Origin of the sequence: Intrasporangium flavum (assembly GCF_001956915.1) — a bacterium.
GTDB lineage: Bacteria > Actinomycetota > Actinomycetes > Actinomycetales > Dermatophilaceae > Monashia > Monashia flava.
The window spans coordinates 143,169-158,024 of the sequence record NZ_MLJO01000003.1; the positions used below are offsets into that span (position 1 = coordinate 143,169).

Here is a 14,856-nt window from a genome sequence, read left to right on the forward strand (position 1 = left end):
GGCTGCTCAGGAGGCGTCACGCAGCGGGTCAGGCATCCTCAGCACGCCCTCCGCGGTCGCGACGTGGAAACCGAGCAGCGTCAGGCCGGCCGACCGGCACGTCCGGATCGCCGCCTCGTGCCACGCACGGTCGGCGTCGGTGGCCCGAGTCCCGTGGGCGCGACCGCGCCCGATGAGCACCGAGCCGCCGGACTCGTGCAGCAGCGGGGCCACGGCGTGCAGGAGGTTCACCAGCCCGCCGGGGTCCGCATCCTCGGGCACCTCTCCGACGAGGACGGGCTGGACGCCGCGGTGCTCGCTGTCGCAGACCATGAGGGCCAGGCAGCCGCCGGCGCGGTCGGCCTCGCCGATGATGAGGTCGATGACGTCACCGGCGACGACGGGGTCGGTGAGCGGGATCTCGTTGGCCCGCTCAGGAAGGTCTTCGAAGGTCATGCCCGCCATCGTCGGCTGATGCGCGCCCCCTCCGCCCGAGTTGTCCCCAGGCAGGGGCTCCTCACCTCGGCCGCGTCAGGGGAAGGCTCAGCGGAGGCGTCAGATGCCGAGGCGGGCGGCCACCTGGTCGCCTCCGATCTCGCGAATGAACTCCGGGTCCCCCACCACGACGAGCTGGTCGGTGGCCCGCGACATCCCGACGTAGAGCATCTCCCGGGCACGCTCGGTGTTCTTGGCGTTGACGCACAGCACGACCGCGCGGCGCTCCAGCCCCTTGCACCCGAGCACGTGCCCGTAGAAGACGTCGTCGTTGTCCCAGAAGGACTTCCAGTACCCGACGTGACCCCGCGCCTCCTGGCGCTCCACCTGGGCGGGGTGGCGCGACCCCATCGTCAGCAGGGCAACGTGCTGCGGCTCCCAGCCCGTCTCGAGGAGGACGTCGACCTGGTCGTCCGCGGTCCCCAGGGCCTCCTCGCGGGGGCAGGGCACGAACGCCACGTCCGCGCCCTCCCCACCACGCAGCTGCATCCGCATCGGCGCGAGCGGGCCGAAGGCGCGGGCGATCTGCTGGGTGTTGCGCAGGTTGTGGTCGAGGACGAGAGGCACGAGCGGCACCGGCGGCTGCCCGAAGCGCGCGAAGATGCGCTGGTTCTCGTCGGAGTAGACGTAGAGGCCGCCCTCGTCCTCGTCGCGCAGCGCCTTCATGAGCGGGAACCACCAGTGGTCGGCGAAGTCCTGCGCCTCGTCGACGATGACGGCGTCGAACTTCTTCCCCTCCGGCAACGAGGCCGCGATCTGCGTCATCCGGCTCGCGAGGTCACGCTCCCAGAACTCGGCGTCGTTGCGGTCGTGGGCTGCGGTGTCGATCCCCCACTCGTTGGCGAGGTCCTCGAAGGAGCCGACGAAGGCCGGCCGGTGCCGCCGCGGAACGCCCTCGAGCTGCCGACGGAAGTACTGGGACAGGCCGATGGAGTAGCAGACGAGGGCCACGCGTTGCGGACGCCGGTCGCCCTGGCCACGAGTCAGGTCCTTGGCCTGGGTCAGCGCGAGGATGGTCTTGCCGCTGCCGGCGCCCCCGCGGATCTCCAGGCGGTTGATGAGGCGGGTGGCCTTCAGCAGCGTGGCCTGCTCCTGCGTGAGCCGGTCCGCGACAGCCTCGCGGTCGTCGGCCTCGGCCGTGACCGCGTGGGTGGGGAAGTCGCGGCCGGACACGATGTCGACGATGAGCTCGATGTCGTCGTCGGCGGGGCGCCGGCAGGTCGTCTCCTGGCGCTCGATGACGTCGAGCAGGCGGTCGGCGAGGTCGTCGAGGTCCGCCTTGCCGCAGATGGTCCAGCGCGGGCAGTCGGGAGTCGAGAAGTCGGGGGCGACCTCGGTGAACGGCAGGACGACCGCGTGTCCCCAGCGGATGCGCCGGCGGGACGAGTCGCGCCAGCGGGCGTCCCGCTCGACGTACTCCCGCAGGGCGTACTTGCCCTCGCGGGCCTGGCGGACCGGGTGGATGACGTTGTCGGGGCGGCGGCCCTGCCGCCAGCGGCCGTCCTCGTCGACCCACACCGAGCCGCCCTTGACCTCCACGACGACGACACCCTCGCCGGGCATGAGGACCACGAGGTCGAGCTCGTGGTCCTTCTCCTCCGTCGTCAGTCGCTGGTTGGCCAGCACGACCCAGTCGGGCCGCTTCTGCCGCTGCAGCAGGTCCCACACCAGCCGCTCGGACTCGTGCGCGAACCGCGGCGTCTCCCCCACCCCCGTGACCATGAGCAGAAGGTAGCGGCGGGCACCGACGAACACGCCCACCCCGGCAGGGTGGGCGTGTTGTCGGCGGACGCGTCAGGCGACGCGGGTCTTCGGCGCGTTCTCGGCCGTGCGGGCCGGGTCGCGCTCGACGATGTCCCCGAGGGCGTCGTCGATGCGCGCCATGAGCTCGGGCTCGAGGGTCACGCCGGCGGCCTTGACGTTCTCGGCCACCTGCTCGGGGCGCGAGGCACCGACGAGGGCGGCCGCGACGTTCTGGTTCTGCAGCACCCACGCGACGGCCAGCTGGGCCATCGTCAGCCCCGCCTCGTCGGCGACCGGCTGCAGCTTCTGCACGCGCGTCAGGACGTCGTCGTTCATGAACCGCTTGATCATGTCGGCGCCGCCCTTCTCGTCGGCCGCGCGCGAGCCGGCCGGAGGCTGCTGGCCCGGCTGGTACTTGCCGGTGAGCACGCCCTGCGCGATGGGGCTCCACACGATCTGGCTGACGCCGAGCTCCTCGCACGTCGGCACGACCTCGCCCTCGATGACGCGCCACAGCATCGAGTACTGCGGCTGGCTCGAGATCAGCTGCACGCCAAGGTCTTTCGCCAGGGCGTGGCCGGCGCGGATCTGGTCGGCGGTCCACTCGCTGACGCCGATGTAGAGCGCCTTGCCCTGGCGGACGACGTCGGCGAACGCCTGCATCGTCTCCTCGAGCGGCGTCTCGGTGTCGTAGCGGTGGGCCTGGTAGAGGTCGACGTAGTCGGTCTGCAGGCGCTGCAGCGAGCCGTTGATCGACTCCATGATGTGCTTGCGCGACAGTCCCGTGTCGTTCTTGCCGCCCGGACCGGTGGGCCAGTAGACCTTCGTGAAGATCTCGAGGCTCTCGCGCCGCTCGCCCTTGAGGGCCTCGCCGAGCACGCTCTCGGCCTTGGTGTTCGCGTAGACGTCCGCCGTGTCGAAGGTGCTGATGCCGGCATCGAGCGCGGCCCGGACGCACTGCGTCGCGACGTCGTTCTCGACCTGTGAGCCGTGCGTCAGCCAGTTGCCGTAGGTGATCTCGGAGATCTTGAGTCCGCTGTTGCCGAGGTAACGGAAGTTCATGCTGCCCACCGTATGCCCGCGCGTCGACGCGTCCACGGTGGGTAGGGGCCCTCCATGGCACGACACTCCAAGACGCGGCTCCCCCTGCCGGCCCGTGTGGCCGTCGCCCTCGAGGACGACGAGCGGCTTGACCGCGCCACCACGGCCGCCGCTCAACTGACGGCACCACTGGGGCGCGGCGCAGCGGCGTCCGTCCTGAGTGGTCGCTGGCTCGGGCACGCGCTCCACCCCGTGCTCACCGACGTCCCGATCGGGCTCTTCACCGCTGCCGGCGTGCTCGACGCGCTCGGCGGCGTCGAGTCCCGACCCGCCGCCCGGCGGCTCGTCGGCCTGGGCCTGGTCGCGGCCGCTCCCACGGCCGCCTCCGGCTGGACCGAGTGGCATGCCGCCGGCCAGCGCGACCGACGCGTCGGCGTCGTGCACGCCGCGCTCAACGCGGCCTCGCTGGCGGCCTACGCGGGCTCGTGGCTCACGCGTCGACGCGGTCAGCACCTCCCGGGCGTCACGCTCGGCGTCGTCGGGGCCGGCCTCGCCGGCGCGGCCGCCTACCTCGGTGGTCACCTCGCGACCGCGCGCGGCGTCGCCACCCGCCATCCCGCCCTGACCGAGAGGAACGAGCCCATGACCGCACCCGCAGCATCGCCCGGAACGGAGCCACGACGGGCCGCGACGTGCTCGCGGCCATCACGGCCCAGCACGCCGAGATCACGCGCCTCGTCGCGTCGGTGCACGCCGCCGACGGGGCCGGCCGGCCGGACGCGCTCCACCAGCTGCTCGCCTACCTGGCTGGGCACGAGGCCGTCGAAGAGGTCCTGCTCCACCCCTCGGCACAGAGCACGGCGGAACCGGAGGTCGGCGCCGAACGCGTCGCGGAGGAGGAGGGCATCGGCCAGCAGGTCCAGCGACTCGAGGACGCCGGCATCGACTCCCCGGTGTTCCTGACCCAGTTCGGCCTCATGGAGGAGGCCATCTCCCAGCACGCCAAGGCCGAGGAGGAACGCGAGCTCCCCCTCCTGCTCGAGGACATCGACTCCGCGAGGGCCGCGCTCGTGCTGCATGCCCTGCACGAGCAGGCGAGCGCGTCGGCACGCCGGACCGGCTCGTTCGCCGAGATGCTCGAGACCGCCACCCACGACGTACGCGGCCTGGCGGCGCGGCACTGACCTTTCGCCCCGGACGATCCGGAATCTTCATGTTGGCTCGAACGTTGCTCAGGTGACGATTCCGGGCATGACAGTGCAGGAACCGGACCCAGTCCCGAGGAGAGGTGGAACGTGAGGCGCAGGAAGTACGAGGAGTTCGAGGCCGACAACGGCACGATGCTGCACTACGCGCGCCACGAGAACGGTGGCGGCTACGTGGAGCGCCACGCGAGCGTCGACCCCGCGGCCTACGTCGGCGACACCACGTACGTCGACCGTGGCGCGACGATCGGCCCCGGCGCCCACATCCACAGCGGCGCCTGGATCGACGCCGGCGCGACCGTGCACGCCGACGCCGTCATCGGCTCGGGCGTCCACGTCGGTCGTGGCGCGGTCATCGGCCGCGGCGCCCGCATCGGTGCCCGGTCGAAGGTCGGTGCGAGCGCGCACGTCTGGGACGGCGTCCGCGTCGACGTGGACGAGACCATCCCCGCGGGCGCTGTCGTGCGCCGCTCGAGCACCGGACGCCACGCAGCCTGACGCCACGCAGCCTGAAACGACGCGTCGGGCGCCCTAGGCGGACTCCGCCACGCGTCTGACGGCTGCGGCGACCGCCGGGGCGACCGTGGCGTCGAAGACGCTCGGGATGATGAAGCTGGCGTTGAGCTCGCCCGGCTCGACCGTGTCCGCGATCGCGCGGGCCGCGGCCACCATCATGGCGTCGCTGATGTCGGACACCCCGGCGTCGAGGAGTCCCCGGAAGAACCCGGGGAAGACGAGGACGTTGTTGATCTGGTTGGGGTGGTCGGACCGGCCGGTCGCGACGACGGCGGCGTGCTCGCTCGCGGCGATGGGGTCGACCTCCGGCACCGGGTTGGCCAGGGCGAAGACGATCGCGTCGCCGGCCATCGTCGCGACGTCCTCCCCGGTCAGCAGGTCGGGCGCCGAGACCCCGATGAAGACGTCCGCCCCGACGAGGACCTCCGTGAGGCTGCCGCTGACCCGACGCGGGTTGGTGTGGTCGGCGATCCACTGGCGGAACGGCTCCATGCCCTCGCCACCGTTGTGCACCGCACCGGTCCGGCCGCACGCGACGATGTCGCGTGCGCCCTGGGTGAGCAGCAGCCGGATGATCGCGTGCCCGGCAGCCCCCACGCCCGACACGACGATGCGGACGTCCTCGATCGGTTTGCCGACGACGCGGAGCGCGTTCGTCAGGGCGGCGAGCACGACGATGGCGGTGCCGTGCTGGTCGTCGTGGAAGACCGGGACGTCGAGCAGGTCGCGCAGGCGGGCCTCGATCTCGAAGCACCGCGGGGCAGAGATGTCCTCGAGGTTGATGCCCCCGTACACCGGGGCGATGGCGCGGACGATCTCGACGATGGCGTCGGAGTCCTGGGTGTCGAGGCACACGGGCCACGCGTCGACGCCGCCGAACTGCTTGAAGAGCGCCGCCTTGCCCTCCATGACCGGCAGCGCCGCGAGCGGGCCGATGTTGCCGAGGCCGAGGACCGCCGACCCGTCGGTGACGACGGCGACGGTGTTGCGCTTGATCGTCAGGCGGCGGGCGTCCTCCGGGTGCTCGACGATGGCGCGGCAGATGCGGGCCACGCCCGGGGTGTAGGCCCGGGACAGGTCGTCGCGGTGCTTGAGCGGCACCTTGGGGTTGACCTCGATCTTGCCGCCGAGGTGGAGCAGGAACGTCTGGTCGCTGACCTTGTGGACGACCGCGCCGGGGATGGCCGCGATGGCGTCGGTGATGAGGTGGCCGTGGGCCTCGTCCCTCGTGTCGCAGGTGACGTCGACGACGAGACGGTCGGTCCGGCTCTCGGCGACGTCGAGCGCCGTGAGAGCGCCGCCCGTCGAGGAGACAGCTGTGGTGAGGGCCGCGGTCGCGTTCGCCGAGGCGGGGACCTCGACCCGGACGGTGATCGAGTACCCAGGGCTCGGGATGGCCATGACAGTCCTCTCGCAGGGCGACGGTGGCGACAGTGGCGACGAGCCCATCCTCCACCCGTGCACGTCCCGCGTCGGGGACCGAAGGTCACTCCGGGTGGGCGAGGCGCGTGGGCGGCTCTCGCACGTAGGTTCGGCCGCGTAAGTGCCTCAGGAGTCGTAGCGGGAAGGCCGAACATGGGCGCCGTGGTCAGCACCGACAACTTCGTCCGCGCCGAGACGGCGCGGATGCTGCACGACCTGCAGCAGAGCGCCGGAGGCGTCAACGTCTTCCGCCACAACCGGCTGCCGGCGCCGATCGACGAGCAGACCGTCATCCGGCTCAACCGCGACACCCTCTACAGCTTCGCCGTCGTCGACCTGACCCGTGGCGCGACGCTGTCGCTCCCCGACGTGGGCGGCCGCTACCTCTCGGCCATGGTGGTCGACGAGGACCACTACGTCGTGCAGGTGCTGCACGAGCCCGGGCAGCACCGGCTCACCGTCGAGGACCCCGGCTCGGGCCACGCCCTGTTGGCCGTGCGCACCCTCGTCGACCCCGACGACCCCGACGACCTGGCTGCGGTCGCCTCGATCCAGGACGCCATCACCGTCGTCGCCGACTCGGCCGAGCCCTACGTCATGCCCGACCACGACCAGCCCTCCCTCGACGAGACGCGTCAGGCGCTGCTCGCGCTCGCGCGCAACCTGCGGGGCTCCGAGCGGATGTTCGGCTCCCCAGACGAGGTCGACCCGGTGCGCCACCTCATCGGCACCGCGGCCGGCTGGGGCGGCCTGCCCACCCGCGAGGCCGTCTACCTCGGGGTGGACCCGCGCGTCCCACCCGGCAGCTACACCCTGACGATGCGCGACGTGCCCGCCGACGCCTTCTGGTCGGTCAGCGTCTACAACGCGGCCGGCTACTTCGAGCCGAACGTCTCCGGCCGCTACTCGCTCAACAGCGTCACCGCAGCCCACGAGGACGCAGGAGCTGCTGCGGACGGCGTCACGGTCCGCTTCGTGCCCGACGACTCGGTGACCGGACCGAACACCCTGCCGATCCCCGGCGAGGGCTGGAACTACCTCGTCCGCCTGTACCGACCTCGGGCCGAGGTCATCGACGGCTCGTGGACCCTGCCGAGGCTCGAGCCTGCCGGCTGAGCACGTGCGGAGGGCCCGGACGGCGGTTGCCGTCCGGGCCCTCACGCTGGTGCTGGTCAGCTGCAGCCGCTGGTGCTGCCGCACCCCTCGCAGACGTAGCAGGAGCCGGCGGGACGCATCTTCGTGCCGCAGGTCATGCAGATCGGGGCGTCGGCGGTGATGCCACCGAACTTCTCGAGCAGCTCGGCCGAGCTGTGCACGTCGCCGGAGGCCTCGCGGGCCGACGCGGCACCGGCGCCGAACTTGACCTCGACCTCACCGGCCTTCTCCGCCTTGGGCTCGGACTTCGGCTCCTTCTTGGCGACGGGCGTCGTCTGCTGGAGCGTCTCGAGCTCCTCGGCCAGCTCGTCCTCGTCCTCGTCGTCGCTGGCCTCGATCGCCTCGTACGAGCCGGTCTCGACCTGGCGCGCGCGCTCCTCGGCGGTGTGGATGCCCATGAACGAGCGGGTGTCGAAGTCGAGGTAGTCGAGCGCGAGCCGACGGAAGACGTAGTCCATGAGCGACTGGGCCATGCGCACGTCGGGGTCGTCGGTCATGCCGGCCGGCTCGAACCGGAGGTTCGTGAACTTCTCCACGTACGTCTCGAGCGGCACGCCGTACTGCAGGCCGACCGAGACGGCGATCGAGAAGGCATCCATGACGCCGGCCAGGGTCGAGCCCTGCTTGCCGAACTTGAGGAAGATCTCGCCGAGCTCACCGTTCTCGTACGTGCCGGCGGTGAGGTAGCCCTCGGCGCCACCGACCGCGAACGACGTGGTCTGCGACGTGCGGCGCTTGGGCAGACGACGACGGACCGGGCGGTACTCGATGATCTTCTCGACCTTGGGCTCGGCGGCCGCGGCCGGCTCGTCCTTGGCCTTGTCCTTGGCGGTCGAGCCACCGTCGGACAGCGGCTGGCCGACCTTGCAGTTGTCGCGGTAGACCGCGAGCGCCTTGATGCCGAGCTTCCAGCCCTGCATGTAGACGTCCTCGATCTCCTCGACCGTGGCCGTCTCGGGCAGGTTGACCGTCTTGGAGATGGCGCCGGACAGGAACGGCTGCGCCGCCGCCATCATCCGCACGTGGCCCATCGGGGAGATGGCGCGCTGGCCCATCGCGGTGTCGAAGACCTCGTAGTGCTCCGGCTTGAGGCCGGGAGCGTCGACGACGTGGCCCTTGTCGGCGATGTACTCGACGATGGCCTCGATCGACTCCTGCTGGTAGCCGAGCTTCTTCAGGGCCCGCGGGATCGTCAGGTTGACGATCTGCATCGAGCCGCCACCGACGAGCTTCTTGAACTTGACGAGCGAGAAGTCCGGCTCGATGCCGGTGGTGTCGCAGTCCATCATGAAGCCGATGGTGCCGGTGGGGGCGAGCACCGACGCCTGGGCGTTGCGGTAGCCGTGCTTCTCACCGAGCTTGATGACGTCGTCCCAGGCCTTCGTGGCGACCTTGTGGATGCCCGAGTCCATGGCGTCGAGCGTCTTGATGTCGTCGTTGGCGGCCTGGTGCTTGCGCATGACGCGCTTGTGGGCGTCGGCGTTGCGGGCGTAGCCGGCGTAGGCGCCGACGACCGAGGCCATCTCGGCGGAGCGCTTGTAGGCGGCACCGGTGAGCAGCGAGGTGATCGAGGCGGCGAGTGCGCGCCCACCCTCGGAGTCGTAGCCGTGGCCGGTGGCCATGAGCAGTGCACCGAGGTTGGCGTAGCCGATGCCGAGCTGGCGGTAGTTGCGCGTCGTCTCGCCGATCGGGTCGGTCGGGAAGTCCGCGAAGCAGATCGAGATGTCCATCGCCGTGATGACGAGCTCGACGACCTTCTGGAAGGTGACGGCGTCGAAGGTGTCGTCGTCCTTGAGGAACTTCAGCAGGTTGAGCGAGGCGAGGTTGCACGAGCTGTTGTCGAGCGACATGTACTCCGAGCACGGGTTGGACGCGGTGATGCGGCCGGTCTCGGGGTTGGTGTGCCAGGCGTTGATCGTGTCGTCGTACTGGATGCCCGGGTCGGCGCACTCCCACGCGGCCTTGGCGATCTTGGCGAAGAGGTCACGGGCGTCGACGGTGTCGATGACCGAGCCGTCGGAGCGCGAGCGCAGGCCGAAGTCGGTGCCGTTCTCGACGGCCTTCATGAACTCGTCGTTGACGCGGACCGAGTTGTTCGCGTTCTGGTACTGGACGGAGACGATGTCCTTGCCGCCGAGGTCCATGTCGAAGCCGGCGTCGCGCAGGGCGCGGATCTTGTCCTCCTCGCGCGCCTTCGTCTCGACGAACTCCTCGATGTCGGGGTGGTCGACGTCGAGGACGACCATCTTGGCGGCACGACGCGTGGCGCCGCCCGACTTGATGGTGCCCGCGGACGCGTCGGCGCCGCGCATGAAGGAGACCGGGCCGGAGGCCGTGCCGCCGGAGGAGAGCAGTTCCTTGGAGGAGCGGAGGCGGGAGAGGTTGAGGCCGGCGCCGGAGCCGCCCTGGAAGATCTTCCCCTCCTCCTTGTACCAGTTGAGGATGGAGTCCATCGAGTCGTCGACGGCGAGGATGAAGCAGGCCGAGACCTGCTGCGGCGACTTGGTGCCGACGTTGAACCACACCGGCGAGTTGAACGAGAAGACCTGGTGCAGCAGCGCCCACGTCAGCTCGTGCTCGAAGACCTCGGCGTCGTCGGGCGAGGCGAAGTAGCCGTTGCTCTTGCCGGCGGCGACGTAGGTGAGCACGACGCGGTCGATGAGCTGCTTGAGCGAGACCTCGCGGGCCGGCGTGCCGACCGCGCCGCGGAAGTACTTGGTCGTGACGATGGTGCTCGCGTTGATCGACCAGAAGTCGGGGAACTCGACCCCGCGCTGCTCGAAGATCGTCTCGCCCGTCTTCCAGTTCTGCTGGACGACGTCGCGCTTCTCCCACGTCACCTCGTCGTACGGGTGGACGCCGGGCGTGGTGTAGATGCGCTCGATCTTGACGCCCTTGGCGCCGGCCTTCGAGCGAGATGTGCGGTTACCGATCTCCGTCATTTCCTGCGGCCTCCCTGACCGTGTGCGGGCCCGCCCCGGGCCCGAGTGCTCGTCGTGTCGTTCGATGCCAGTGTCTCGCCGGGGTCTGACAGTCCCCTTGTCGTGATGGGCGATTCGTGTGGAGGGTGGTTACCGCTGCGCGCCGATCTCGGGGTGGGCGTCTGGGCCCGTCCCGAGCGCGTCACGTTCGGCTCGGAGGAGCGCGATGGCCCCTTCGAAGTCCTCGAGGCTCTCCCAGGCCTGGTAGACGCTGGCGAACCTGAGGAAGGCGACCTCGTCGAGCTCTCGGAGCGGCTCGAGGACGGCCATGCCGACCTCGTGCGCCTCGATCTCGGCGTTTCCCTGCGAACGGATGGCTTCCTCGACCTTCTGGGCGAGCAGCGCGAGGTCGTCCTCGGTGACCGGTCGGCCCTGGCAGGCCTTGCGGACGCCGGAGAGGACCTTGACCCTGCTGAACGGCTCGGTGACGCCGGACCGCTTGATCACGTTGAGGCTCGAGGTCTCGAGCGTCGTGAAGCGGCGGTTGCACTCGGGGCACTGGCGGCGGCGGCGGATGGCCGCGCCGTCGTCGGTGGTGCGCGAGTCGATGACCCGCGAGTCGGTGTGCCGACAGAACGGACAGTGCACGACGGGTCACCTCCTTCTCCGTAAGCCCAGTCGTAGGAACGCTCTCGGTCGTCTCCCTATGCCGTCCACGAGCCTCTCCGAGGCCCGGGTCGGTGTTCGTGGGACCGGCCGGGCTGGGGATGGATCTGTGGACGGACTGGGGACGACCTGTCCATAACCCCCGTTTGGTTGGGGACTACATGTGGACGTCTTACATCCGTGTAACTACTAGATGTAGGGGTAACTGTAGGCAGGTCGTGACCCGCGTCGCAAGCACTTCGGAAAAACCGGGCGCGGCGTGTCCCTGACCTGCACAAACGCCCCACGCGTCCCATCCGTCACGGCGTGTCGCGAGACGGTCGACCCCAACATCTAGGGGTCGACCAACGTACCGACTCCCCCATGTGGCGGATGCGGAGGGGGTGGCGCGTCAGCTCACCTCAGCCAACCTCAGCGCACCTCGGCGATCCCGGGACGCGTCGCGAACCACACGCAGAGCACCGCCATGCCGACGCCGCAGGCCGTGGCGGCGGTCAGCACCGACGTCGCGGCGGCCAGCGCGCCGAAGGCGGGGATCGCGACGGGCACCAGGGCGAGGTCACCGAGCCCGGAGAGCGACGACACGCGTCCGAGGTGGCTCGTGGCGACTGTCCGCTGGTAGGCGCCCGACAGCCAGACCGACGCGGCGCCGGCGCACAGGCCGATGCCGAGCATCGCCCCGAGCAGGACCGGTCGGGCGTCGACCCCCGCGCCCGCGATGAGCACACCCTGCGCGACGAGGATGCGGAACCCGGCCCGGGCCGGGCGCTGCGGCCGGACCCGGATGCCGGCGAGGCTGCCGAGGATGGCGCCCGCGGCGAAGGCGGCCTCGGCATAACCGAGCCACGAGGCCCCCCAGCCGGACCCGGTCACCCGCAGGGCGACGCCGAGGGCGATGACCGGGGAGACGAAGACGTTGAGGGCGGCGAGACCGAGCACGAGCAGCCGGGCGCGGTCGTCCCGACGCAGGTAGGCGACGCCGTCGCGGACGCTGGCCAGCCACGGCACCCCCACCGACCGCGGCAGGGCGAACCTCGGGCGGACGACGAGGCCGAGGGTGAGCGCGATCGCGACGAAGGTCACCGCGTCGAGCACCATGGCGCCGGCCGGCCCGGTCCAGGCGACGACCGCGCCGCCGGCAGGAGCACCCAGCAGCCGCGCCGTGCGGTTGCCGATCTGGTTCCAGCCGCTGACGGTGGCGAGGTCCTCGCTCGCCACGAGCTGGCGGGCCATCGTCGCACCCGACGGCATCGTCAGGCCGGCGACGGCCCCGAGCGTGACGCCGAGGGCGATGAGCAGGCCGGCCCCGCGGACGCCCGAGGCCCAGGCCGCGGCCCCGGCGAGGAGCACCACGCCCTGGGCCAGTCGCCCGACGACGAGGACCCGACGCGTGTCGTACCGGTCGGCGAGCACGCCGCCCGCGACGACGAGCGCGGCCTGCGGGATCATCTCCGCGCCGAGGACGACGCCGGCCATGGCGGGCGAGAGCGTGTGGGCGGCGGTCCACGCGAGCGCGACCGTCCAGAGAGCATCGCCGAACCACGACAGGAACATCGCGGCGACCCAGGCGCGCACCATCCCGTCGCGACGCAGCGGCGGGGGCGGGGCGCCGACGAGAGCCGGCGCGGTCGCGACGGCGCTCACGGCTTCACCGGGGCGCTCGGGAAGACGCGCGTGCCGACGCGGACGGGGTAGCGCTCGGCGTCCGGGTGGGCTCGCGCGTCCGCGCGGCAGTCCTCGCTCCAGGCCAGCACGACCTCGGTGAGTCGCGCACCGAGGTCGTGCATCTGCTCGAGGGTCGCCCGCTCCAGCGTGTCGGTCGCGGTGGCGGCCCGGCGGAGCTCCTCCGGCGCGTCCTGGGACGTGGCGAGCCACTGCTGGACGGCACGCACGTGGTGGCGGAAGTTCTCGGCCTCCGCCGTGGCGGCGATGCGACGCGCCACGGTGCCCGGGACGAAGTCGGACGCGTCCCACGACAGCCGGCGGGGACGGCTGCGCCACCAGCTCTCCCGCGTGTCGCGGGCCAGCTCGGGGGCCGGCTCGACGAAGCCGTGCCGGTGCAGCACCCCGACGTGGTGGCTGACGGAGCCGACGGCGAGACCGGTGCGGCGGGCGAGCTGCCCGACGGTCGCGGGGCCCTCGACGGAGAGCAGCTCGCAGATCCACCGACGCGTCGGGTGGTGGAAGGCAGAGAGCACCTCGAGGAGGGCGTCGCCGGACTCGGCGCCGACAGCGTCGGCATCGGTCGGGGTCGTGGTCTCGTGGCGCTCGGCCGCGGTGCGTCGGGGCATGCCGCCCACGATCGCGTGCGTGGCGCAGACATACAAGGGCTCTTGTATAACTCGCCCGATCGTCACGGGCGACGCCGGCCGCGGCGACACGCCCACCCTCGACGTGCGCCACGGCCGTGCCATGTCGCAAGATCAACTCGTGACAAAGCGGACACTTGACGAGCCGATGACGACAGCGCGGACGGAGGAGGCGCCCGGACAGCGGCGCGACGCCCTCCTGAGCCGCTACGGCGTGCTCGACGGCACGGTGGCCAACCGTGACCTCCAGGCTCTCGTGGGCATGGCGGCACAGATCTGCGTCGTGCCGAACGCCGCGATCAACCTCATCACCTCGACGCAGCAGCGGCAGGTGGCCACGGCCGGGTTCGAGCCGTCGATCTGCCTGCGCGAGGACTCGATGTGCGCCGTCGTGCTCGAACGGCCCGAGCCGGTCGTCGTGCCCAACGCGGCGATGGACGCCCGCTTCCGCGACAACCCGTTCGTCACGGGAACCCTCGGCCACGTCCGGTTCTACGCATCCGCTCCGCTGACGACGCCCGAGGGCGTCATCATCGGCCGGCTCTGCGTCTTCGACACCCAGCCGCGGACCCTCACCCCCGAGCAGGAGCACGCGCTCACGGTGCTCGCCGACCGGATCGTCGACGTTCTCGAGCTGCGGCTGCGCAGTCGCGAGCTCGAGGAGTCGCTCTCCGAGCTCACCGCGGCACGGGACGAGCTGCGACGCTCGAACGAGCTGCTGTCGGACTTCGCCGGCCAGGTGAGCCACGACCTGCGCAGTCCTCTCTCGGCCATCATGGCCAGCGCCGAGATGCTCGGGCAGCGCGAGTCCGTCGTCGAGGACCCCTTGGCCACCCGGCTGGTCGGCACGACCTTCCGGGCCTCGACGCGGATGGCGGGACTCATCGAGGAGATCCTCACGCACGCGCGGGTCGGGGCTCGGCTCGAGCGCACCGAGACCGAGCTCGACGACGTGCTGGCCGACGTCCTCACCGACCTCGGACCGAGCATCGAGCACACGCGCGCGACCGTCACGGCCGAGCAGCTGCCGACCCTGTGGGCCGACGGGGCCCAGCTGTACTCGGTGCTGCTCAACCTCGTGTCGAACGCGCTCAAGTACACCCGACCGGACAGCGATCCCGTCGTCACCGTCGCCGCCCGCCAGCACGACGACGTGTGGCGGATCACCGTGCAGGACAACGGGTCCGGCATCGAGGAGGCCGACCGCGAGAGCATCTTCCAGCTCTTCAAGCGGGTGGCCACCGACGTCGACGGCAGCGGGATCGGGCTGGCCACGTGCAAGCGGATCGTCGAGGTGCACGGGGGCGCCATCGGTGTCGACCCGGCCCCTGACGGCGGGTCACGCTTCTGGTTCGAGCTGCCGTCCGCCGCGCCGGACGAGGGCTCCTGATCCGACGGAGCGGG

General features: G+C 71.2%; 12 protein-coding genes and 1 pseudogene. 5 read left to right on the forward strand and 8 right to left on the reverse strand.

Annotated features, from left to right (window positions below):
- Positions 1-6 precede the first annotated feature (6 nt).
- The 3 genes from BIV28_RS02280 to BIV28_RS02290 form a co-directional block, all read right to left on the reverse strand.
- A complete protein-coding gene (locus BIV28_RS02280; protein WP_076258955.1) occupies positions 7-435 on the reverse strand; it encodes a hypothetical protein in 429 nt (142 codons plus the stop codon).
- A 99-nt stretch (positions 436-534) separates the two neighbouring features.
- A complete protein-coding gene (locus BIV28_RS02285; RefSeq protein WP_242652726.1) occupies positions 535-2,235 on the reverse strand; it encodes a nuclease-related domain-containing DEAD/DEAH box helicase in 1,701 nt (566 codons plus the stop codon).
- A 33-nt stretch (positions 2,236-2,268) separates the two neighbouring features.
- Positions 2,269-3,279, reverse strand: coding sequence for an aldo/keto reductase family protein (locus BIV28_RS02290; RefSeq protein ID WP_076259401.1), 1,011 nt, complete (start codon positions 3,277-3,279; stop codon positions 2,269-2,271).
- Between the two features lie 54 nt (positions 3,280-3,333).
- Between BIV28_RS02290 and BIV28_RS20490 the strand changes: the two are divergent.
- From BIV28_RS20490 to BIV28_RS02300, 3 genes and pseudogenes are all read left to right on the forward strand, one after another.
- A pseudogene (locus BIV28_RS20490) lies at positions 3,334-3,855 on the forward strand (DUF2231 domain-containing protein); the annotation flags it as partial.
- A gap of 95 nt (positions 3,856-3,950) precedes the next feature.
- On the forward strand, positions 3,951-4,442 hold the full coding sequence (locus tag BIV28_RS02295; RefSeq protein ID WP_076258957.1) for a hemerythrin domain-containing protein: 492 nt from the start codon (positions 3,951-3,953) through the stop codon (positions 4,440-4,442).
- A 111-nt stretch (positions 4,443-4,553) separates the two neighbouring features.
- Positions 4,554-4,961 (forward strand): LbetaH domain-containing protein, encoded by a 408-nt coding sequence (locus tag BIV28_RS02300; protein WP_242652727.1) that lies wholly within the window; start codon positions 4,554-4,556, stop codon positions 4,959-4,961.
- 33 nt (positions 4,962-4,994) lie between these two features.
- On the opposite strand, the gene BIV28_RS02305 is transcribed toward BIV28_RS02300, so the two are convergent.
- The gene (locus tag BIV28_RS02305) at positions 4,995-6,380 is read right to left on the reverse strand and encodes an NAD-dependent malic enzyme (protein WP_076258959.1); all 1,386 of its coding nucleotides are present in this window, start codon (positions 6,378-6,380) and stop codon (positions 4,995-4,997) included.
- Between the two features lie 174 nt (positions 6,381-6,554).
- Between BIV28_RS02305 and BIV28_RS02310 the strand changes: the two genes are divergently transcribed.
- The gene (locus BIV28_RS02310; RefSeq protein ID WP_076258961.1) at positions 6,555-7,517 is read left to right on the forward strand and encodes a DUF1254 domain-containing protein; all 963 of its coding nucleotides are present in this window, start codon (positions 6,555-6,557) and stop codon (positions 7,515-7,517) included.
- Positions 7,518-7,573: 56 nt separating this feature from the next.
- Here the strand turns inward: BIV28_RS02310 and BIV28_RS02315 are convergent, their stop codons facing one another.
- The 4 genes from BIV28_RS02315 to BIV28_RS19850 all read right to left on the reverse strand — a co-directional run bounded on the left by BIV28_RS02315 (position 7,574) and on the right by BIV28_RS19850 (position 13,434).
- Positions 7,574-10,498, reverse strand: a complete 2,925-nt coding sequence (locus BIV28_RS02315) for a vitamin B12-dependent ribonucleotide reductase (protein ID WP_076258962.1) — start codon at positions 10,496-10,498, stop codon at positions 7,574-7,576.
- A gap of 129 nt (positions 10,499-10,627) precedes the next feature.
- Positions 10,628-11,125: a transcriptional regulator NrdR gene (nrdR, locus tag BIV28_RS02320; RefSeq protein ID WP_076258963.1), complete on the reverse strand. Its 498-nt coding sequence runs from the start codon at positions 11,123-11,125 to the stop codon at positions 10,628-10,630.
- A gap of 429 nt (positions 11,126-11,554) precedes the next feature.
- Positions 11,555-12,787, reverse strand: a complete 1,233-nt coding sequence (locus BIV28_RS02325; RefSeq protein ID WP_076258965.1) for an MFS transporter — start codon at positions 12,785-12,787, stop codon at positions 11,555-11,557.
- Positions 12,784-13,434, reverse strand: a complete 651-nt coding sequence (locus BIV28_RS19850; RefSeq protein ID WP_207555712.1) for a winged helix-turn-helix domain-containing protein — start codon at positions 13,432-13,434, stop codon at positions 12,784-12,786. The genes BIV28_RS02325 and BIV28_RS19850 overlap by 4 nt, the downstream gene beginning before the upstream one ends.
- 19 nt (positions 13,435-13,453) lie before the next feature.
- Between BIV28_RS19850 and BIV28_RS02335 the strand changes: the two genes are divergently transcribed.
- A complete protein-coding gene (locus BIV28_RS02335; RefSeq protein ID WP_207555713.1) occupies positions 13,454-14,842 on the forward strand; it encodes a sensor histidine kinase in 1,389 nt (462 codons plus the stop codon).
- Positions 14,843-14,856 lie beyond the last annotated feature (14 nt).

What these genes read in the sequence shown, in the direction of transcription:
- BIV28_RS02280 (WP_076258955.1), bottom strand. Translation starts at nt 435, where the DNA reads ATGACCTTCGAAGACCTTCCTGAGCGGGCCAACGAGATCCCGCTCACC.
- BIV28_RS02290 (WP_076259401.1), bottom strand. Translation starts at nt 3,279, where the DNA reads ATGAACTTCCGTTACCTCGGCAACAGCGGACTCAAGATCTCCGAGATC.
- BIV28_RS02305 (WP_076258959.1), bottom strand. Translation starts at nt 6,380, where the DNA reads ATGGCCATCCCGAGCCCTGGGTACTCGATCACCGTCCGGGTCGAGGTC.
- BIV28_RS02310 (WP_076258961.1), top strand. Translation starts at nt 6,555, where the DNA reads ATGGGCGCCGTGGTCAGCACCGACAACTTCGTCCGCGCCGAGACGGCG.
- BIV28_RS02315 (WP_076258962.1), bottom strand. Translation starts at nt 10,498, where the DNA reads ATGACGGAGATCGGTAACCGCACATCTCGCTCGAAGGCCGGCGCCAAG.
- BIV28_RS19850 (WP_207555712.1), bottom strand. Translation starts at nt 13,434, where the DNA reads ATGCCCCGACGCACCGCGGCCGAGCGCCACGAGACCACGACCCCGACC.